The organism is Treponema denticola ATCC 35405 (genome assembly GCF_000008185.1).
In the GTDB taxonomy this organism is placed as follows: Bacteria; Spirochaetota; Spirochaetia; order Treponematales; family Treponemataceae; genus Treponema_B; species Treponema_B denticola.
In genome coordinates this window covers 2,658,433-2,678,266 of record NC_002967.9, presented here as the reverse complement: position 1 = coordinate 2,678,266, position 19,834 = coordinate 2,658,433, and the positions used below count along the sequence as shown (strand labels likewise).

The window sequence follows — 19,834 nt, the reverse complement described above, 5'->3', positions numbered from 1 at the left end:
ATCCCATCTAGTTTCTGAATGGACATCTAGCACCTATACATTGATTGTTCTTTGTGTAGTGAGTACAATGTATTTCAGATTTTTCCATATTTATATTAAAAATTTCTTTAATAAAATCTATAGCCGTAAGCAGCGATATATAGGAATCTCTTTTGCAACATCTTGGTCCTCCAATATTTCCTATTGCTTCAAGCGATTTGGAAGTCATTTTATTTGAAAGTCCCCACGGCTCATTTTCAAGCGGTGTAGATTTAGAAATAATGGAAACAAACATGCCTGTACTTATTCCTGCGCCGCAGGCTCCCCAAAATCCGCAAACTCCGCCCGGCACACTTTTCCCCCGTTTTTGCATCTCAATTAGATCTTGTTCCAAATCAATATCTCCGCCTGCATTTTTATAGGCTGTCAATAGTGCAGAACCTACCATCACATGATGTTCAGGTCCGTGCATATGACAAAATGGTGCAGCCATCAGCTTTTCAATAATTTCAATAGGATTCTTACTTTTTTCACTTAAACAAATGCCTATAATTGAATCCATTCCTTTTGTATGACATTCATTACATACATAATGACCTTTTTCACATCTGGTTTTACTTAATTCTTTTTTGCGGCAAAGTACGCACTCCATCATCTCATCATATTCGAGATACTCCAGCGGTGCCTTACATACTATACATTCATCTTTCATATTTATTATTTTAGTTGTTTTTTATAAATTGTCTAGTATCGTAGGAGTGGGTGATTCAAAATGAGGAGATTAAAGAAAAAATATATAGAACGATATGTGATTCTATGCTATAATTACAAACATGAAACAAAACAACATTCCGCAGCAGACACATTTTATAGGTGTCTTGTTGCCGGAGGATATAAGCCTCAGTCTTGAAGATTGCCGGCGATATATGAACAGAGCTTATGGATGTAAGTCAGGGCATGGTACCCCAATCCATGTTACTCTCATACCTCCGTTCAGATTGCATAAAGACTATTCAACCGATGATTTAATAAGAGCGATTGAAAAAGAAGTCTTGCCTAAGGGCTTAGGTTTTACGGCTCATATAGATAATTTTGATGCGTTTGGAGATAGAACTCTTTTTGCAAAAGTAGTTGCAGATGAAAATTGGACAAGGCTCCGTGATGAAACCGTAAAAGCAATTTTGAACGCCTGTCCGGGCTGTACCAAAAAAGACAGGAGACCTTTTCAGCCTCATGCCACCGTTTCAAATCGGGATATTCCACCGGGGGTAACGGCAAAAGCCCTTCAGGTTATGAATGAACTGAATATTGCGGAAGACTTTCCGGTTGATAACATCACGATTTTTGAACGGAAGGCCAACAGGTGGGAAGCCGATGTTACTATGGAATTGTCCATATACGTCTAAATTCTCATAAACGATTCCTTTTTGCGAGTTTACTATGTATAAAGAAACCTGAAAATACGGGCGCAAGTATTTTTACGGATATTCTATGCGATATTCGCGCACAACTTTTTTGTACGCATACAGCATATATGCTCCGTAAATCATCGTTGCAAATGCGCCTCCGATTCCTGCCACGGCGTACACTTCAAGCCATGTCATTGTTGTCGTAAACGCTAAATACGAGGCCGCCAGCGAAAAGACAATCGGAACAGGCGCGATAAAATAATCGATTTTTCTGTTCATGATTTTTCCGAGCGGAATAAAGTGCAAGCCGATAATAAGGGTTACGGCAGGGAAAATCAATTTTACAAGATGAACAGCCGAAAGTGTCGCGGCAAAAACCGTAACCGCCGAATAGGTAATCGCGCTTACGATACTCATTTTTTTGACAATCTTTTTTCCCGCTTCGGACGGTACCACCTTAAAGCGCTTAGCGTGTTTAATATTTTTTATGCTCGCAAAAGCGATATATGCACCGTATATGACGGTCAGCGCGAATAAAATCAGGCCGACCGTGCCCCACGCAAAACAAAACCAAACGGAATAGCACAAAGTGAAAACCGCCATTATGATTCCGTAGGGCGCAATGTTTTGCGCAATCTCGCCGAATTCCTGCTTTGTTTCGTTATCCATATTTTTCCTCCGAACCGCACTGTAGCACAATCACCGCATTTTTTCCAGTACGTTAAATCTTTTTTTGTATAAAAATTTAACGAGCCGGCATGTTGTTTTTTTACCTTTTCGATTTTTCATTTTGCCGTACCTATGTCTTTATACATATATACTATTCCGATGTTCCTGCCGAATTTCCGCCAACAGTTCTTCAATCTTCCGTATTCAACAAATCCATGCTTCTTATGAAATGCAATACTTTTTTCATTTTCATCGGATATATCAACGACAAGCTTTTTTATTCCGTTTTGTTTTGCATCATTTTCAATGAGTGATAGCATATTCCTTCCTACACCTTTTCCGGTCATTTCCGATTTGATGAAATACATGCAATCACCAAGCTCATTAAATGTTCGGATGTTTTTATATTTTTCCAGCATGCAAAATCCGATAACATCGTTTGAATTATTCATTACCGCGTATGCACTGACAACATTTTCATCAACAAGCGCACTAAAAAAATCGTAGTCAACCTTTTCGGATCGGTATGCGGCGGTTGTGTGTTCGATATAATAATTGAAAATATCGATTGTTTCTTTTTTGTATTTTTCGGTCAGTTTGTTAAAATGAATATCCATAGATTTAATTTGCTCCCATCGCTAACCCTTAAGTTTTGTTTCCGTATCCCACAGGATGATCGCTTTTACCACAGACTCTTCCGCGGTTATTATACCGTCTTGTGCTTTTGTGTTTAAAAGCTGTATAACGGCTGTTTTTTCTTCATCGTTATATTCAGTACCATGCATATAGTCTTCGATAGAGTGGCTCGTGGTCCGGACTTGCTTATCAACCAGAACTTCGGGGCAGTAGCCCATAAGCCAGAGTATATTCCACACACCGTAAACATAGTTTTTATCATTATGCGGTAATCTAAAGAGCTTCCGTCCGAGGAGCTGCTCTATCTCTTCTTCTATGGAATCCTTTTCATAGACAGTCCGTTCCAGTATGCAGTATTTTTTTGAAATCATACACATCCGTTTTATATTATCGATGGAAGCAATTGCAGGTGTCATACAGGCAAACACAAAATCGAATTGATTTTCGGTTGTGAATGTGTCCATCCAGTTTCCATGGATCAGTTTTGCTTGCGGGATATGCCGTAGTTTTTCTTGCGCATATGCAAGCATTTTTGAAGAAATATCGATACCGGTAAGATACGGAGTATATGCGGCAAACTCCGATAAATGCCGCCCCGTCCCGCAGCCGATATCCAAAACTTTGGAATCCTCTTTGAGCAGCTGCCGGTCTTTTATAAGATGAAATACAAAATCATTGGCAAATTGTTTTTGTTTTTTTTCGGTACGTTTATAAAAGCTTTCACTTTTATTATCCCACATGCGCTCGGCATGAGCATCGTCCCGGTCTTTTTGAATGTACCGTTCAAAATCATACATTGTTAGTTCCATAATTATATCTTCCTTTCATTAAATTTTTGTAAAAATACTTTAAAATTATGTTTGCGGATTTCTATATCTTCTTTCCATATCGTTACCGAGCCTTCTCTTTTCAAACTTCTGAGGCAGCAATACACCGTAAACATGCCGATCGTAAAACCGGGAAAATCCTGCAGCTGTTCCGTGTCTATATCCCGCCGGTTACGCGGGTCTTCCGCAAGAATAACCAAGATAAATGCGGTTAAATGTTTGAACTTCGATTTTTGATTAATATTCACTGCATAACTCCCTATCAACTTTTACCGAACACTTTTCTTATGCTGCCTTCTTCTACGATGCAGCCTGCTTCCATGCGATACACATAGTCGGCAACTTTTTTTACAAGGTCGATGTCGTGTGTCACCAACAGCATCGAAAAACCGAGTTCGTATTGCAGCTGTTTTAAAAGCCGCATGATATTCACCTTGGAAGAATCGTCAAGCATGGCGTTTATTTCATCCGCAAGCAGCAAAACCGGCTGCATCGACAGCGCCCGTGCAATCGCCGTTTTTTGTCGCTGCCCGCCGGATAGTTCCCGTGCCCTTTTGTTCAGCATTGCCTCATCGGCAGGGAGACCGCACAGCTTTGCATATTTCATCACGGTTTTCGTAAAGGCAGCGGCGCTTTTGTGATACCGGATGACGGACGGTTCGGCGATAATTTCCCGTACGGTGAGCGAAGTGTTCATTGACGAAAACGCATCCTGCTCTACAATTTGCAGAGCGTGTTCCCGTGTGAGTAAATCGTTCTTTTCTATTTCGGTATTCTCAAACACGATGGAACCCGTATCTTTGTTCAAAAGCCCTGCGATAATATGCAGTACGGTAGTTTTTCCCGAGCCGGACTTCCCCAGCAGGGCAACGATTTCTCCGTGCCGTACCCGCAGCGAGCAGTCTTTGACGGCCTCTGTTTTTTCTTTTCCCGTATCAAATGTCTTTGAAAGATTCCGGACGCTTAAAACGGTTTGTATGCCGTTTTTTGCACAGGCGCATCCTTCACTGCAATCCGGCGGCAAATACGGCGTATAGGATAAACACTCGCTGCTTTTTTGTGTACACCGCTCGTAAAACGGGCAGCTCCGGCGTTCCTCTGCTTCTTTAATACCCCACAAATCCTTCCATGGATTAAGATAGGTACTTGATTGCAGCAGCGCAGATGTGTACGGGTGTTTTGCCTCTTCCAAGATGTTTTGCGTTTTACCTTTTTCGATGACATACCCGTGCAGCAGTACCATCAGATTATCGGTGAGCCTTTCGATCACTTCAAGATCATGGGAGACAATCAGCATTGTCGTGCCGTATTCGCTGTGAATGTTTCGTAAAAGCTGCAATATCTGCTGCTTTGATGCAGGATCCAGCGCGGTTGTCGGCTCGTCGATTAACAAAAGCGGCGGATGCAGGCAAATTGCCATTGCGATAAATACCCGCTGCCGCATACCGCCCGAAAGTTCATGCGGATATCGGTTTTTTACACTCGGTTCCAGTCCGACGGAACGGAGTACCGCTGCGAGTTTTTGTTCCGATAGCTTGGTATCGGTTATTTCTTTGCGCAGGACTTCGGTAATTTGTTCGCCGACTGTCAGTGCAGGGTTGAGTCGTTCGTCCTGATTTTGAAATACCAGTCCGATCTCTTTAAAACGGATATTTTTCCATTCGGTTTTTCCGGCGTTCTGTATCTCACGGCCGTTGTAGATAATCTTGCCGGTTACCTCTGCCGCACTACCGGCATTGAAAGCCCCGCCGCCGGATTTTTCTTGCAGCAATCCCATAATTGCCGAAAGCAGCGTGCTTTTCCCGCCGCCGGATTCCCCGATAATGCCGCAGAGTTCGCCCCGCTTGAGCGAAAAACCGACATTCCTTATTCCGGCTTCCGCTCTGTCTGTGTCTCCGGTACTGCTGCAGTATGTTACCGTGAGGTTTTCTACCCTTAGTATTTCTTCCGGCATCATGAGCGGGTACGCCCTCCAATGCTCAGCTCCATCCGTCTGCCGATTGCAGCAACGGAAAGCACGGTACAAACCATAACGGCGGTCGGAAACACGAGCCACCACTTCCAAAAATCAGTAAGATAAATATTCGGAAAATCCATTGCGCGGGTAATAGTCATACCCCAGCTTTTCGATAGCGGATCGCCGAGTCCCAAATACGCTAAAGAGGCTTCCGCCAAAATCGCTTTATTCATAATCTTAATCACACTCACCAGCATAATAGAAAAAAGTGGCTTCCAAAAATGCCACGCAAAGATATGCCAAAAATGCGCACCGTATACTTTTGAAAGCCGGATATACGGCTCTGTTTTCATTTTCAGTACTTCGCTTCTGACAATCTTGGCAGGCATTACCCATGACACAAGAGAAATAGCAAAGATAATATTCACCAATCCCGGTCCTAAAAAAACACCTAGCACTACCATGAGCAGCAGATCGGGAATGCCGATAAAAAAATCGATAATGCTGATGATCAGCGCATCGACGGCCCCGCCTGCATAACCTGCAAGCATTCCGATAATACTGCCGCCGATTGCCGCAACTAATGCGCTTCCAACCGATAAAAGCAGGCTGCTTTTTGCCCCATAGCAAACCGAGGCAAAAAGGTCGATGCCTAAGTCGTCAGTGCCGAACCAGTGTTCCGACGACGGCGGACAGAGCGCTTGCCCGCTCGGTACGGTGCCCGATTTTAAAAACGGAAAATACGGTAAGCAGGCTGCGCACACAACTGCCAACAGAAATAAGCACGGTACATACGGCAGCGTATTTCGAGGATTTTTCACTCTGCGCTCCTTCCCGTTCGCCGGTATATCGCTTCTCCCAATGCGCTGATGCACAAGATAAACACGGTAACAATAAAAAAAATACCTTGCAGCAAAAGATAATCCCGATAAAAGACGGCATCTCTAATCAGCCTGCCGATGCCCGGATATTTAAAAATATTTTCCACAATGAGCGCTCCGTTAAACAGCGTTTGCAGGCTGAGTAAAAAACGGGTAATAATCGGATTTGACGCATTCGGCAGGCAGTGTTTTACCGCAATGGTGAACGCCCCTAAGGATTTTGCCTGCGCGGTTTCTACATATTTTTTTTGCAGCTGCCGCAGCATTGCGCTCCGTGTTACAAAATAAAAATCCGGCGTTTTAAGTAACGATAAGGTCAGCGCAGGGAGTACTGCGTGTTTTATAATATCGGCAATAACAGGCAGCGTAAAGCTAAGCGGTAAAAACGGCGTTATACCGCCCGATGTAGGCAAAACCCTCCAGCGAATAATAAAAAGCATCAAAATAGCGTTCGCCGTTAAGAAAGAAGGAATCTCCGAAAGCCCTGTCATTGCGTGATACAAAAAACCGTCAAGTCGTTTACCTATAAACCATGCACTGAGGCTTCCCAAACACAGGCCCAGAACTAAACTGAACAGCAGCGAAACACATACAATTCCCGCCGTCCATATCAACCGCTTAAAGACAAGACGGACTACGGTATCCTTAAAATAAATGCTATAGCCTAAATTGCCGGAAGCAATACCTGCCAAGTAATGCAGATATTGCTTCCACAACGGTTTATCCAAACCGTAATACGCTTTGTATTTAGTGATTTCTTCCTCGCTGTAGCTTGCAACCTCCGTTCCGTCTGAAGAGATAAACACAAAGGGGTCCGCACGCATCAAGCGGGGAAGAAAAAAATGAGCCGTAATTAACGCAAAGAATAAAACGGCATATTTTATCCTCATGGACGAATGATATACGAAAGCTTGGGATGATCCAATTTAGCGTGATCGTACCTCACCGTCCATCGGTCGTATTTTGCCGGACGGTACACCGTATTATCGATTTTTCCGTAGAGCAGCAACATGGGAATTTCATCCGCTAAAATTTCCTGAATGGAATATATCAGCTGCTTCCGTGTTTCCGCATTCCGTTCTATAGATTGCCGGTATAAAAGATCATCCAACTGTGCGTTTGCATATCCTGCAAGGTGCGGCTTCTTCGTTTTGGAGGAATAAATTTCCCGCAGCATATCCGCATCACCGCCCATACCGCCCGATTCCACAATCGCAGTCTGATAGGTCTTATCCCGGATCATGCCGTCCCGCGCTTTAGAGTCGACACTGACAACATCCAGCGTAATCCCGATATCCGCCAATCTGATTTTAATCAACTCCGCCATCTTTACCTCTTTGGGCGAACTGCCCACGGTTAACTGTGCTGAAATCTTTTTACCCTTCATCAGCTCCTTTGCCTTTTCAGGGTTGAACTCATACTTAGGAAGATTGGGGTTGTACATCGGGTGCGCAGGGTGCAGATAGCCTTGACTGCCTTCCAGTCCCGAACCGCGTTCAAGCTTTTCGATTAGTTCATTACGGTCTATGGCATACGCGATTGCCTGACGAACCTCTTTGTCACGGAACGCAGGAATCTTATCAAAATTGAAATAGAAACGGAAATCGTGTAAGCCGAAATTCTTAACCACTTTGAATTCGCTGTTGTTTTCGTAATTTTTTACAAGGTCTGCAGGCAGGTTGGTAATATCGATTTCTTCGTTATTAAATGCCAAGATGTTGTCGCTAACGGGAATCCATTCGATTGCGGCAACGGCGGGTTTTAATCCCCAAAATTCGTCAAACCGCACCATTTTATAGGCACCCTGTTCGCTCTGATAGGAAACCAATTTATACGGACCGGATCCGACCACATCGCCTTCACCGGAAAATTTTGCAGGATCCTCGATATTTTCCCAGACATGCTTGGGAATGATGCGCATACTGCCGATTTTTTCCAACGCGGTCGGCGTATATTCCGGAATGTGAATCGTAACCGTATTGCCGTTGACTGTAACGGAATCCATCAGATACTTACCGTGCAGAATCAAGCCTCCGCGCATCGGCGGGTGTGCTTCAAAATACTTAACCGTGAACGCAACGTCCTCCGACGTCAGCGGTTTTCCGTCATGCCACGTTGCATTATCGACAATCGTGAACGTATAGGTTTGTCCGTCTTCGCTCACAGACCATTCCTTTGCAAGCCACGGGATAAGGCCTTTTTCATCCTTTTCCAAAAGCGAATCGTAAATCAATTCCATTTTGAAAAAGCCCGGCCCGCGGTTTTGATGCCTAAACGGGTTCGGATAGCCGAAATCTCCGCCTGCTTCTCTCAGCACAATATCTGCATCTTTTTTGGCGGCAGGACTCTGCATATCCGCAGTTTTCTCCTTGCTGCACGAAACCGTCAGCACTACACATAAAGCGCACAGTCCCAGTGCACGTATCGTTTTGTTTAGCATAAAGCCTCCGAATATTAAATAAGTTAATAATAGCTAACTTCTTGCTGCATGTTAGTACATTATACACTAGATTGTCAAGTAGTTTTGAGAACCGGTTTTTTGTGAATTTGTACGCGTGCTATTGGGTTTTGTAATGCCGGGTTTGTTTGCGACTTTTCCCTCACCGTCTTGACAACAAAACGGATTAGTTGTATATTTACATGTGTTAGCTAACGCTGTATACAAAAAGAGGAGACTTATGCCGAGGGACAAAACCGCCAATCATATAAAAATTATAGCCGCAGCAAAAGCCGAATTTATGGAGAAGGGCTTTGATAAGTCCTCCATGCGAAGTATCAGCAAACGCTGCGGTATGACGGCTGCGGGAATATATCGGCATTGTGTAGATAAAGAAGATCTCTTTGATCAAATTGTCGCTCCTGCAGTGGACCGCATAAATGCTTGGCTGGATGCACATGTTGCACGTTACGCAGAGGCAGTACAGAAGGAAAAGCATATACAGTGGCGGGATTCTGAAATCGATATGATGCGCGAGATAATCTATCCGAATATGGAGGAATATCATCTATTACTGGCAAAATCGCGGGGGAGTAAGTACGAGCATTTCCTTCACGATCTTACAGAGGGGCAGCAAACGCAGCTTTTAAAATATCTGCCGATGTTGAAAGCTCAAGGATACGCCGTGAAAGACATCGATTCAAAGGAGCTGCATCTTCTGCTTTCGGCATATACGACCGCTCTTTTTGAGCCGGTTATACATAATTACAGTTTGGAAGAAGCATTACATTGTCTGAAAGCGGTGGAGGCATTCTTTGTTCCGGGTTGGAAGCAGTTGTTCGGGTTTTAATAACTTGTATAATTGAATAGCGTTAAAAGGCTCATCGCCTGTCTTTGTTTATAAGAATGGGCGATGACTTTACATAAATGTTAGCTAACGCTAACTATTATTTGTTAGCTAACAAAAGGAAGTTTGCTTATGAAGGAAAAAGAAAAAAGTCCTTCGCCTATCGCGTGGGCGTTGGGACAAACAGGGGAACACAAGGGGCAATATGTTCTGAGTGTTATCCTCGCAGTCATCGGTGTGGCCTTTTCCATCGCACCGTATTTTGTTGTTGCCGGCATCGTACACGGTTTGATGAGCGGAAACAAAGACCTTTCGTATTATATGATACGTTGTCTGATTATTGCAGCGTTTTGGTTTTGCCGTGTACTGTTTCATGCGCTTAGCACATCGACAAGTCATAGAGCAACGTTTGCAGTGCTCGGGGAAATCCGAAAACGATGCACGGAAAAACTGACAAGAATGCCTCTGGGTGCGGTGTTGGAGCAAAGTTCCGGAGCGCTCAAAAATATACTCATCGAACGTATCGACAGCATTGAAACAACACTGGCGCATATCGTTCCGGAGTTCACCGCAAATTTACTGATCCCCGTCATCATTTTGATCTATATTTTTACCATTGACTGGCGTATGGGGCTGGCTTCTCTTGCAACGATACCGGTGGGCTTTTTCTGTTACGGTCTTATGATGAAGGGCAGTCCTCAATTCTATCAACGCACGGTTACAGCCACAAAGGCGCTCAATGATACGGCGGTTGAATATATCGGCGGTATTCAAGTCATCAAGGTTTTCGGGAATACAAAAAGTTCCTACGACCGCTTCGTGCATGACGCCTATGAAGCCGCTCACAGCTATATCGATTGGATGCGCTCCTGTATTCTCACCTTTACATTCGCCACGGTAATCATGCCCGCTACAATGGTTTCCGTGCTCCCCATCGGCGGTCTTTTGGTAAAGGGAGGATATCTTTCTCCGCAGAATCTCGTAACAATTATTATTCTGTCCGTCGGCATCATCACACCGCTTATAACCTTGATGAGTTATTCGGACGACTTTCGAACCATGGGAACCATCTTCGGTGAAGTTCAAAGTATTCTGTATGCTCCCGAAATGGAGCGCCCGTTAGACGGAGCTATTCCAAAAGAAAACACATTGAAGCTGCAGGATGTTCGTTTTTCGTATAAGGAAAAGGAAGTGCTTCATGGCATTTCTATGGAAATCCCGGAGGGCAGCTTTATTGCGCTGGTCGGTCCTTCCGGCAGCGGAAAGAGTACCATTGCGCGCCTTATCGCTTCGCTCTGGGATGTGAGCAGCGGGAAAATTTTGCTGGAGGATACGGACATTCGTGAAATTCCGCAAGAGGCCTATTCGGATAAGATCGCCTTTGTCTCGCAGGATAATTATCTATTCAATATGACGGTCAGAGAAAATATCCGCATTGGGCGAGCGGATGCAACGGATGCGGAAGTGGAGGAAGCGGCAAGACAAAGCGGTTGCCATGAATTCATTTTGGAACTGGAGCACGGTTACGATACCGTGGTAGGCACTTCCGGCGGGCATCTTTCCGGCGGTGAGCGGCAGCGTATCTCCATTGCAAGAGCAATGCTGAAAGCGGCACCTATTATCATTTTGGATGAGGCAACCGCCTACACCGATCCTGAAAACGAAGCGGTTATTCAGCGCTCTATCTCTAAGCTGACGGAGGGGAAGACGCTCATCGTGATTGCGCACCGGCTTTCGACGGTCTCCTCTGCGGATTGTATTTATGTCATTAAAGACGGCACCGTTGCAGACAGCGGAACCCATGATGAGCTTCTTTCTCATCACGGCTTATATGAAACGATGTGGAATGCACATATGGAGGTGAAAGATCATGCTTAAAGTTATTAGAAAGTTTTTTGCGTTTTGCGGTGAAGAAAACCGCCGGAAATTCATCACTTCCATTCGGCTCAATGTTATTCAGGCTCTATTTGAGGCGCTAAAGATTCCGGCGATTGCGGTGATGATTCGAGCGCTGATGAACGGAACGGTAGAAACAAAGGATATCCTGCTCTCGTTAGGGATTATGCTGATCAGCATTGCCGGATCGGGATTATTAAAATCAAAAGCCGTTATGTTGCAGACCGAAGGGGGCTATGACACCTGTGCGAAAAAACGGGTAGAGATTGCGGAGCACATGCGGTATCTTCCGATGGGATACTTTAATGCCAACAGCCTCGGGCAGATTACGTCTATCACAACTAACATAATGGAAAGCCTTGAAAATATTGCAACCCGTGTGGTAATGCTTGTCTGCGACGGCTTGCTTACAACCTCGCTTATTGTCATCATGTTGTTTTTCTTCGACTGGAGAATCGCCTGTGTGCTGCTTTGCGGTTTTTCGCTGTTTCTTTTTGCAAACAGCCGTCTCCGGATTGCTTCCGAAAAGGTATCGGGAAAAAAGATACGCGCAGATGAAAGGCTCGTAGAAAAAGTTCTGGAATACTTGCAGGGTATGACCGAGGTTAAGGCTTACCGGTTGACGGGAGTTAAGAGCAGGGAATTGAATGAGTCCATCTCGGAAAACTGTAAGATCAATATCGACATGGAAATGACACTGGTTCCCCGCATAGCATTGCAGAGTTTTATCGCCAAGCTTACCGGTGTGGCAATGGTAGCTTTTTCATGCGTATTTTATTGTGCCGGAAGCATGGACGCCTTGACTGCCGTTGTCATGGTAATCTCCGCATTTATCATCTACACGAGTCTGGAAACGGCAGGACAATATTCGTCACTACTGCGCGTGGTTGATATGAGCGTTGACCGGGCGCAGGAAATTCTGAACACGCCGCAGATGGATATATCCGGAGAAACGATTGAACCGGCAGTGCGTGATATTGTTGCGCAGGATATCGCGTTTTCTTATGAGAAGCGAAAGATCATCGACGGCATTTCATTGAAAATTCCGGAAAAAACCACGACGGCAATTGTCGGCCCTTCGGGCGGAGGAAAAACCACCTTGGTAAATCTGCTTGCACGGTTCTGGGATGTAGACGGGGGAACCGTTATGCTGGGCGGCCGGAATGTGAAGGATTACGATATGGATTCCTTGATGGCGAATTTCAGTTTTGTGTTCCAGTCGGTTTATTTATTCCACGACACCATCGCCAACAATATCCGCTTTGGTCAGCCCGATGCTGCGATGGAGGATGTGATCGCTGCGGCAAAAAAGGCCTGCTGCCATGACTTTATCTCAAGCCTTCCCCAAGGATACGATACGGTAGTCGGCGAAGGCGGCGCAAGTCTTTCCGGCGGCGAAAAGCAGCGCATCTCCATTGCCCGCGCTATGATGAAAAACGCACCGGTCATCTTTTTGGATGAGGCAACCGCCAACGTCGATCCCGAAAACGAAAACGAACTGGTGCACGCCATCCAGGCGCTCACCGCCGAAAAGACCGTCATCATGATAGCCCATCGGCTGAAAACCGTTGAGGGAGCCGATCAGATCATCGTCGTAGACCGCGGCAAGATTGTACAGCAGGGCACCCATACCCAACTGATGGATCAGGACGGCATATACCGAAACTTTATCGGCGAGAGGCGCGAAGCTGCAAGCTGGAAGGTACATAAATAATTATATGGAGGAATTTTAAATGAAAAGCGAAAGCAAACTGAAAGGTCGGGATTTGATTAACATCGGAATCTACAGCGCAATTTACTTTGTCATTTTATTTGCGGTTGCAATGTTGGGCATGATACCGATATTCTTACCGCTTCTGTCGGTATTTGTACCGATTATAGGCGGTATTCCTTTTATGCTTTTTTTAACGAAGGTGAAAAAGCCCGGAATGATTTTTATCATGGCTATGATTATGGGAATCTTAATGCTGCTTACCGGTATGGGACCGTGGCCGCTCCTTATCTGCGCAATCGCAGGAGGACTTGCGGAACTGTGTTTTAAGAGCGGAGAATACAAGAACGCCAAAAAAGCGGTTCTCTCTTATGGACTGTTCAGTGTGTGGATTTTCGGAAATTACTTACCGCTGTTTACGGACTACGAGGGATACTTTGCACAGAGAGCGGATTATGGTCAGGCATATATTGATGCGGTTTCAAAACTTATGCCCCTCTGGATGGCACCGGTACTACTGGCTGTTTGTTTAGTCTGCGGAATTCTCGGAGGTCTTCTTGGCAAGGCTCTTTTGAAAAAGCATTTTGAGAAAGCGGGTCTTGTGTGATAGCATACTCATCCGCACTATCGCAAGAAAAAAGGCGCGGCTTTCTTGATCCTCGCACAAAGCTTGCGCTCGTGCTTGTTTTAGCGGTATTTGTTATGGGCGGACTTGGCGGCTCTCAAATGAAATCGATTAAGATAATCTTGTCGGTTCTTCCGTTTTTATTGCTGCTCATAGAGCGGCAGTGGAAACGGTTTGGACGCGGGGTTATTATGCTTGCGGTCGGTTATGGGCTGCTGATCGCTATGCCGCATTTGCCGGGACTGCTGAATTTCATTGCTTTAATGTGCGGAGGAATTTTAACGCGCTTTGCAGTTACGGTAGTTATGGGCGGATATTTGATTGGAACAACATCCGTTAGTGAATTTATCTCCGCTATGGAGCGGCTTCATATTCCTCAAGCAATCACCATTCCCATGTCGGTGATGTTCAGGATGTTTCCGACCATTGGAGCGGAATGGAAATCCATCAGACGAGCGATGGGTATGCGAGGAATCCGGTTAGGCGGTGTAAGACCCGGAGAGGTTGTGGAGTACCAACTGGTTCCTATGATAACTTCAACCGTCCGTATCGGAGAAGACCTGTCTGCCGCTGCGTTGACACGCGGATTGGGCTCTCCGATAAAGCGTACTAACATCTGCCGTATCGGATTTCGAGTGCAGGATTTGATATTGCTGATTATCTGCCTCGCCGTTGTTGTCATGTGGATTTTGGAGCTTTGCAGAGTAGCGTTATGGTAGAACTTAAAAATGTCAGTTTTCGTTACGGCTCCGAAAATGTTGAGTGCAAGTATGCGAGTAGTTTGAAAAGTATCGATCTGACGGTAAAAACGGGAGAATGCGTCCTTTTGACGGGCCCGTCAGGGTGCGGAAAGACAACGATATTGCGGCTTATAAACGGTCTGATTCCGCACTTCTATCCCGGAGCGCTCAGTGGGGATATCCTCATTGACGGCGGCAGTGTTAAGGAGCGTGAGCTCTATGATACCGCACTCATCATAGGCACCGTTTTCCAAAATCCCAGAACCCAGTTTTACAATGTCGATACCACGGGGGAACTTGCATTCGGATGTGAAAACAGAGGGCTGCCTGAACAGGAAATCTATACCAGAATCGACCGTACCGTTGCTCATTTCCGTATGGCTTCTTTGATGGATCGCAATATCTTCCGCCTGTCTGACGGCGAAAAACAAAAAATAGCCTGCGCTTCCGTAAATGTATCCGAACCGAAAATCATACTGCTCGATGAGCCGTCTGCAAATCTTGACTATACTGCAACGCTGATGCTTCGAGAGCTTATCCTGCGCTGGAAGGCAGAGGGAAAAACCATTATCGCGGCGGAGCATCGCATTGCATACCTGTGGGACATCATTGATCGCGCTGTAGTTCTGCGTGACGGAGAGATTGTCGAAGAATTTACCGGAAACGGGAAAGAGGAGCTCACACAAAATCAGCTTACACAAATGGGGCTTCGTACAACCGTGATGGAATCTCCTGCGGAAATGCAAATGGATTCTTTCCGAGAGGGAGACAGACCAATCACACTGCGAAATTTCCACTTTGCCTATCACGGCGAAAAAAAGAACATTGTGGATATTCCAATGCTGCAAATCGCTGCAGGGCAAATTACGGCAATCGTGGGAGCAAACGGCGCAGGCAAGACCAGCTTTCTCAATTGTTTATGCGGACTGGAAAAACGGTGTAAAGGTACCTTGGAGTATGAGGGAAAACTTTACGACAGCAAATCTCGAAAGAAGCTTTGTTTTATGGTTATGCAAGATACCGGCAATCAGCTTTTTACAGAAAGTGTACTGGATGAGGTGCTTATCAGCCTGAAAAAAGGAACAGCAAACGAGAAAGAAACGGCAATGGAAATCATAAGAAATCTTGATTTGGCGGACTTTGCCGATCGTCATCCGCAGAGCCTTTCCGGCGGACAAAAACAGCGGCTCGCCATTGCCTGCGCCCTTGCATCCGGGCGGGAGTTACTGCTTCTTGACGAACCGACCAGCGGCCTTGATTATGCGCACATGAAAGAAACCGCCGCGTTGCTGGAAAAACTTCGATCGATGGGCACAACAATTCTTGTTGTAACCCACGACAGCGAACTTATCCGCGCCTGCTGCACGAGGCGTATAACCGTATAGCGGGAGACGGCTATTTTGGGCTGCCCCTGTGAATAATGTTGTTGCTGAAGCAAAACGGAAACAGTGTTATTGTTTTCATAGAAGCATTGTTTTTTATTCGTAAAACAATATAAAAGTTTTGGAGCAGTCTAAAACCCAGATGGAAAATGGGCAGCATTCAATCCGTGAACTCATCGAGGCGTAACAGGTGTATAAAGATATTTCCACGATGAGGGTTCGCCGAACTGAATGTTGATGACTTTTTTTAGTCTAAGTTCTTCTTCGGATATCTTTGCCCGTTTCATCATGTGTAAAATGATATTTTCCATATCGACAATGGGAGAAACAAACAGTGCTTTTTTGATCGGTTTTTCCGATAAGGCCAACATAGAAAAGTAAGCCCCTATACTGTTTGCAATTAATAAGATTTCATTATAATTTGGAATAAGGGAATCAAAATAGTTTTGAAATTCTTCACATGCCTGCCAAGGTAATTCCGATTTATAATCAAAGCCTAAAACCTCATAATCGTCATTAAAAAACTTTTTATAGTAAAGCGCTTCGTCGGCCGAACCGCCTTTTCCGTGTATATATACAACTGCATTTTTCATATAAAATACCTCTGACTATTTATATTAAGGGAACGCTTGAGAATTAATTTTTCCTAAAAATCCCCAGTGTTTCGATGTGATGGGTTTGAGGATAAAAATCGAATAGAAAATGCTTTTCTAACTTGTAGCCGGATACAAGGAGACTTGCCGTGTCGCGGGCGAAGGTTACGGGGTCGCAGGAGATATAAAAAATCTGACGGGTACCGCTTGAGCAAAGCCAAGACAGGGCTTCCTTGTCTATGCCGATCCTCGGAGGGTCTACAAATACCGTATCGAATTTCAGCTTTGATTCTTTTGTTTTTGCCCAATTTTTTCCGTCCAAGGCATGATAAAAAATTTTAGGAAATCCGTTTTCTTTTTTTTCTCTGACAATTCCGCTTGATGAGCTGTTTATCAAAAAATTTTCTTGGGCATAAGCGAGAGCGTGTTTATTATGTTCTACAAGATGAATCTCTTTTGCCTGATCATAAGCAAAGAGAGAAAATGTTCCCACACCGGAATAAAAGTCCAAAACAGAACTTGAAATTTCTGCGTACTCAAAAATCGTGTTTATCAGTTTTTCGGTCATTTCCAAATTAGATTGAAAAAAGCCCAAGGGATTAAATTTAATCCTTTTTCCTGCAAGCCTTACCTCGCAGTCTTTTGCATTATCTTGGGTAAAAATTTTTTCTCCGTCCGAAAAAATGTGGATTCTCGAATTCGGAGTATATTCTTTTAAATTCGATTTTAAAAGATTTCTTATTGCGGGTACTGCAATAGGGCAATCCTTTATCTTTACCGAACCGGAACTTTTATTTTCTTTTAAAGAAAGAGAACCGTCCTTGTCAATGTAAAACTGAAAGCGGGCTCTATAATCCCAGTCCGGGCCGCTTACAAAAATACTTTTTTCAAAAAAGCTCTTTTCAAGAGCTTGCTTTTCAAAAACAGCTTTTTCCTTATTTAAACTCAAGGCTCTATCGAGGGCTTCAAGGGCCATGCTTTTTCTTAAAAAATGCTGGTATTCGTCATCAGCTGTTTGGAGGTTGCAGCCTCCGCAAACATAAAAGTGTGGACACCTAGGTTCTACCCTGTGGGGCGAGACTTCTAAAATTTTTTCGATTTTTCCCTCGGTATAATTTTTATGTTCTTTTACGATGGAAATTTCCAAAACCTCATCGGGAAGAGAATAGGGAACAAAAACGGTTTTGCCGTCTTTTAAGGAAGCTATACATGAAGCACCGAAAACCATTTTTTTTGTTTTTACGATCTCTTTTTGCATAATTTTTATCTTCTAATGAGCCTGACTATCTTGCAGAGGCGGAAGGTCGGGATGGAGGGCTCGTAAATTTTCGTAAAACCTGTCTTCAATCTTTATACAGTTTTTTGAAGTTGTTCCGAGTTTTCTGTCCTTTCGGATTGAGCCGTGAAAATCGCTTCCGGCAGTTACAGGCATATCGAGGGATGCAGCCAGTTTTTCAAGCCTTTTACAATCATTGTATTTTGTCGAAGAATTCCAAGCTTCAAGCCCGACAAGGCCCTGCCTTTTAAAATCGGCTATAACATCGGGAAGGGAAGACCAAGACAAATACAGGGACATGGGATGAGCCAAAACGGGAATTCCTCCTGCTGATTTTACGGCAGAAATTGCCGCTGCAAGTTCTGCATTTTCTTTTTCTTCAAAAAAAGGCCTTCCCTTTGCAAAATACTTATCGAAGGCATCCTGATTTTTTTTGACCATTTTATGAGCTGCCATGTAGGCTGCAAAATGAGGCCGTCCCAAGCCCTTATCGCCGCCCGCAAAATCTCTCACCTTTTCGTATGAAATATCAAAGCCGGCTTTTTTTAATTTTTCGGCCATTCTTTGATTTCTGTTTATCCTTTCATCCTGCAGGTCCTGTAAGAGCGAGTTAAGCTCACGGGAATCTTTACGCAAATCAAGGCCCAATAAATGGAGCTCTCCGGGGCTCCATTTAACGCTTATCTCAACCCCGCGTATAAAAATAATACCCTGCCTTTTAGCTTCTGCAGCAGCTTCATCGAGTCCGCTTAAAATATCGTGATCGGTTAAGGCAAAGGCTGAAATACCCGCCTTTTTAACGGCTGCGGCAAGTTCCGCAGGGGTAAAGGTGCCGTCCGATGCCGTTGAATGAGTGTGTAAGTCCACCATAGAAAAAGATTATATCAAAAAAAACAAAGAAGGGCTAGGTTTTTCTTAAAAAATATGCTAGAATAATAGAACGCAAGTTTTGTATTGGGAGGCCGTAATGCCTAAGGCTATTAATTACAAGGCAAATTCAGTAGTTTATTTCTCGGGAGACTTTGATGAACGTGTCTTTCTTTTGAACACGGGCAGCATAGCTCTTACATCTATAGACATTGAAACCGGAGAACAGGTTACCGACTATATAAAGACCGGAGAATTTTTTGGAGTAAAGTCCGCATTGGGCAATTATCCAAGAGAAGAAAGCGCCATGGTTCTAACCGACTCCATAGTTTATTCTTTTACAAGCAAAGAATTTGAAGCCTTTGCACAGACGAATACCCGCATTATCTTACAGATGATAAAGGTTTTTTCCCGCCAGCTTAGGACTATTCATAAGCAGTTAGCCTCTCTTTTAGACAGCGAAGAAGAAAAAAACCCTGAAGAAGGGCTTTTTAATGTTATGAATGCCTTTTATTCTTCCCAACATTATAAGGCGGCAGGACAGGTTGGGACAAGGTATAAGGCTATTTATCCTAACGGAAAGTATATTTCACAAGTAGATCAGATTGTTAGAAGTACGGCGGAAGTTGCAGGCCGTTCTTTTGGAAATGCAGAAGGACACAATAATGATGCCGTTCTTGCTCATCACGAAAAACCGGCTGCGGTTACTGACGGCACTGTTCATCTTGCGTATAATAAGGCTGAAGATCTTTTTGAAAAGGGAGAATTTGAAGCTGCCTATGATCAATATCATGCCGTAATCGAAGCAGGGGCGGGAGATGAGATTACCGATAATGCCTATATCGGGGCGGGAAAGAGTTTGCACTCTCAAAAAGAATATGTACGCTGTTTACAGCTTTTAACGGGCTTTATTTCCCAGCATCCCAAGTCTTCAAAGATAGGAGATGCCCTTATGTATTTGGGTATGTGTTATATGGATATGGAAAGACCCGATAAGGCGATTGCCTTTTTTGATAAGGCTGCCATCTTGTCAGGCGCCGATATAATCGGAAAAATTCGGGAACTTCAAAAGGAATGCAGCAGCCGGCTGCAAGGAGCATAA

19 protein-coding genes and 1 pseudogene are annotated in these 19,834 nt (G+C 44.3%); 8 read left to right on the top strand and 12 right to left on the bottom strand.

Annotated elements, in window-relative coordinates; translation table 11 throughout:
- Positions 1 to 7: 7 nt before the first annotated feature.
- Complete coding sequence (locus tag TDE_RS12430) at positions 8 to 691, bottom strand: DUF5714 domain-containing protein (RefSeq protein ID WP_002673563.1); 684 nt, start codon at positions 689 to 691, stop codon at positions 8 to 10.
- 121 nt (positions 692 to 812) lie between these two features.
- Between TDE_RS12430 and TDE_RS12425 the strand changes: the two genes are divergently transcribed.
- Positions 813 to 1,385, top strand: a complete 573-nt coding sequence (locus TDE_RS12425; RefSeq protein WP_002680663.1) for a 2'-5' RNA ligase family protein — start codon at positions 813 to 815, stop codon at positions 1,383 to 1,385.
- A 72-nt stretch (positions 1,386 to 1,457) separates the two neighbouring features.
- On the opposite strand, the gene TDE_RS12420 is transcribed toward TDE_RS12425, so the two are convergent.
- From TDE_RS12420 to TDE_RS12385, 8 genes are all read right to left on the bottom strand, one after another.
- On the bottom strand, positions 1,458 to 2,057 hold the full coding sequence (locus tag TDE_RS12420; protein WP_002680661.1) for a hypothetical protein: 600 nt from the start codon (positions 2,055 to 2,057) through the stop codon (positions 1,458 to 1,460).
- Positions 2,058 to 2,173: 116 nt separating this feature from the next.
- The gene (locus TDE_RS12415) at positions 2,174 to 2,674 is read right to left on the bottom strand and encodes a GNAT family N-acetyltransferase (RefSeq protein WP_002680658.1); all 501 of its coding nucleotides are present in this window, start codon (positions 2,672 to 2,674) and stop codon (positions 2,174 to 2,176) included.
- 21 nt (positions 2,675 to 2,695) lie between these two features.
- On the bottom strand, positions 2,696 to 3,502 hold the full coding sequence (locus TDE_RS12410; RefSeq protein ID WP_002680656.1) for a class I SAM-dependent methyltransferase: 807 nt from the start codon (positions 3,500 to 3,502) through the stop codon (positions 2,696 to 2,698).
- A gap of 2 nt (positions 3,503 to 3,504) precedes the next feature.
- Positions 3,505 to 3,768 (bottom strand): hypothetical protein, encoded by a 264-nt coding sequence (locus TDE_RS12405; protein ID WP_002680654.1) that lies wholly within the window; start codon positions 3,766 to 3,768, stop codon positions 3,505 to 3,507.
- 14 nt (positions 3,769 to 3,782) lie between these two features.
- Positions 3,783 to 5,477: an ABC transporter ATP-binding protein gene (locus tag TDE_RS12400; protein WP_002680653.1), complete on the bottom strand. Its 1,695-nt coding sequence runs from the start codon at positions 5,475 to 5,477 to the stop codon at positions 3,783 to 3,785.
- Positions 5,474 to 6,241 carry an ABC transporter permease gene (locus TDE_RS12395; protein ID WP_245522427.1) on the bottom strand — a complete coding sequence of 256 codons (768 nt, stop codon included), beginning with the start codon at positions 6,239 to 6,241 and terminating at the stop codon, positions 5,474 to 5,476. Before TDE_RS12395 ends, TDE_RS12400 begins: the two co-directional genes overlap by 4 nt.
- A gap of 53 nt (positions 6,242 to 6,294) precedes the next feature.
- A complete protein-coding gene (locus TDE_RS12390) occupies positions 6,295 to 7,248 on the bottom strand; it encodes an ABC transporter permease (protein WP_002680651.1) in 954 nt (317 codons plus the stop codon).
- Entirely contained in the window at positions 7,245 to 8,798 is a 1,554-nt protein-coding gene (locus TDE_RS12385; RefSeq protein ID WP_002680650.1) for an ABC transporter substrate-binding protein, read from the bottom strand. The genes TDE_RS12390 and TDE_RS12385 overlap by 4 nt, the downstream gene beginning before the upstream one ends.
- Before the next feature lie 238 nt (positions 8,799 to 9,036).
- On the opposite strand from TDE_RS12385, the gene TDE_RS12380 reads away from it, so the two are divergent.
- From TDE_RS12380 to TDE_RS12355, 6 genes are all read left to right on the top strand, one after another.
- The gene (locus tag TDE_RS12380) at positions 9,037 to 9,645 is read left to right on the top strand and encodes a TetR/AcrR family transcriptional regulator (protein WP_002680648.1); all 609 of its coding nucleotides are present in this window, start codon (positions 9,037 to 9,039) and stop codon (positions 9,643 to 9,645) included.
- Positions 9,646 to 9,774: 129 nt separating this feature from the next.
- Positions 9,775 to 11,520 carry an ABC transporter ATP-binding protein gene (locus TDE_RS12375; RefSeq protein ID WP_002680646.1) on the top strand — a complete coding sequence of 582 codons (1,746 nt, stop codon included), beginning with the start codon at positions 9,775 to 9,777 and terminating at the stop codon, positions 11,518 to 11,520.
- Complete coding sequence (locus TDE_RS12370) at positions 11,513 to 13,252, top strand: ABC transporter ATP-binding protein (RefSeq protein ID WP_002680643.1); 1,740 nt, start codon at positions 11,513 to 11,515, stop codon at positions 13,250 to 13,252. The genes TDE_RS12375 and TDE_RS12370 overlap by 8 nt, the downstream gene beginning before the upstream one ends.
- 19 nt (positions 13,253 to 13,271) lie before the next feature.
- The gene (locus TDE_RS12365) at positions 13,272 to 13,856 is read left to right on the top strand and encodes an MptD family putative ECF transporter S component (protein ID WP_002680633.1); all 585 of its coding nucleotides are present in this window, start codon (positions 13,272 to 13,274) and stop codon (positions 13,854 to 13,856) included.
- A 95-nt stretch (positions 13,857 to 13,951) separates the two neighbouring features.
- Positions 13,952 to 14,593 (top strand): energy-coupling factor transporter transmembrane component T, encoded by a 642-nt coding sequence (locus tag TDE_RS12360; protein WP_245522464.1) that lies wholly within the window; start codon positions 13,952 to 13,954, stop codon positions 14,591 to 14,593.
- Complete coding sequence (locus TDE_RS12355) at positions 14,587 to 15,999, top strand: ABC transporter ATP-binding protein (protein WP_002680630.1); 1,413 nt, start codon at positions 14,587 to 14,589, stop codon at positions 15,997 to 15,999. Before TDE_RS12360 ends, TDE_RS12355 begins: the two co-directional genes overlap by 7 nt.
- Positions 16,000 to 16,193: 194 nt before the next feature.
- Here TDE_RS12355 and TDE_RS12345 read toward each other — a convergent pair.
- The 3 genes and pseudogenes from TDE_RS12345 to TDE_RS12335 form a co-directional block, all read right to left on the bottom strand.
- Positions 16,194 to 16,589 (bottom strand): annotated as a pseudogene (locus tag TDE_RS12345) (alpha/beta hydrolase); the annotation flags it as partial.
- A gap of 43 nt (positions 16,590 to 16,632) precedes the next feature.
- Positions 16,633 to 17,847 (bottom strand): class I SAM-dependent RNA methyltransferase, encoded by a 1,215-nt coding sequence (locus tag TDE_RS12340; RefSeq protein WP_002680626.1) that lies wholly within the window; start codon positions 17,845 to 17,847, stop codon positions 16,633 to 16,635.
- A 12-nt stretch (positions 17,848 to 17,859) separates the two neighbouring features.
- Complete coding sequence (locus tag TDE_RS12335; protein WP_002680625.1) at positions 17,860 to 18,735, bottom strand: PHP domain-containing protein; 876 nt, start codon at positions 18,733 to 18,735, stop codon at positions 17,860 to 17,862.
- Between the two features lie 97 nt (positions 18,736 to 18,832).
- Between TDE_RS12335 and TDE_RS12330 the strand changes: the two genes are divergently transcribed.
- Complete coding sequence (locus tag TDE_RS12330; RefSeq protein WP_002673627.1) at positions 18,833 to 19,834, top strand: cyclic nucleotide-binding domain-containing protein; 1,002 nt, start codon at positions 18,833 to 18,835, stop codon at positions 19,832 to 19,834.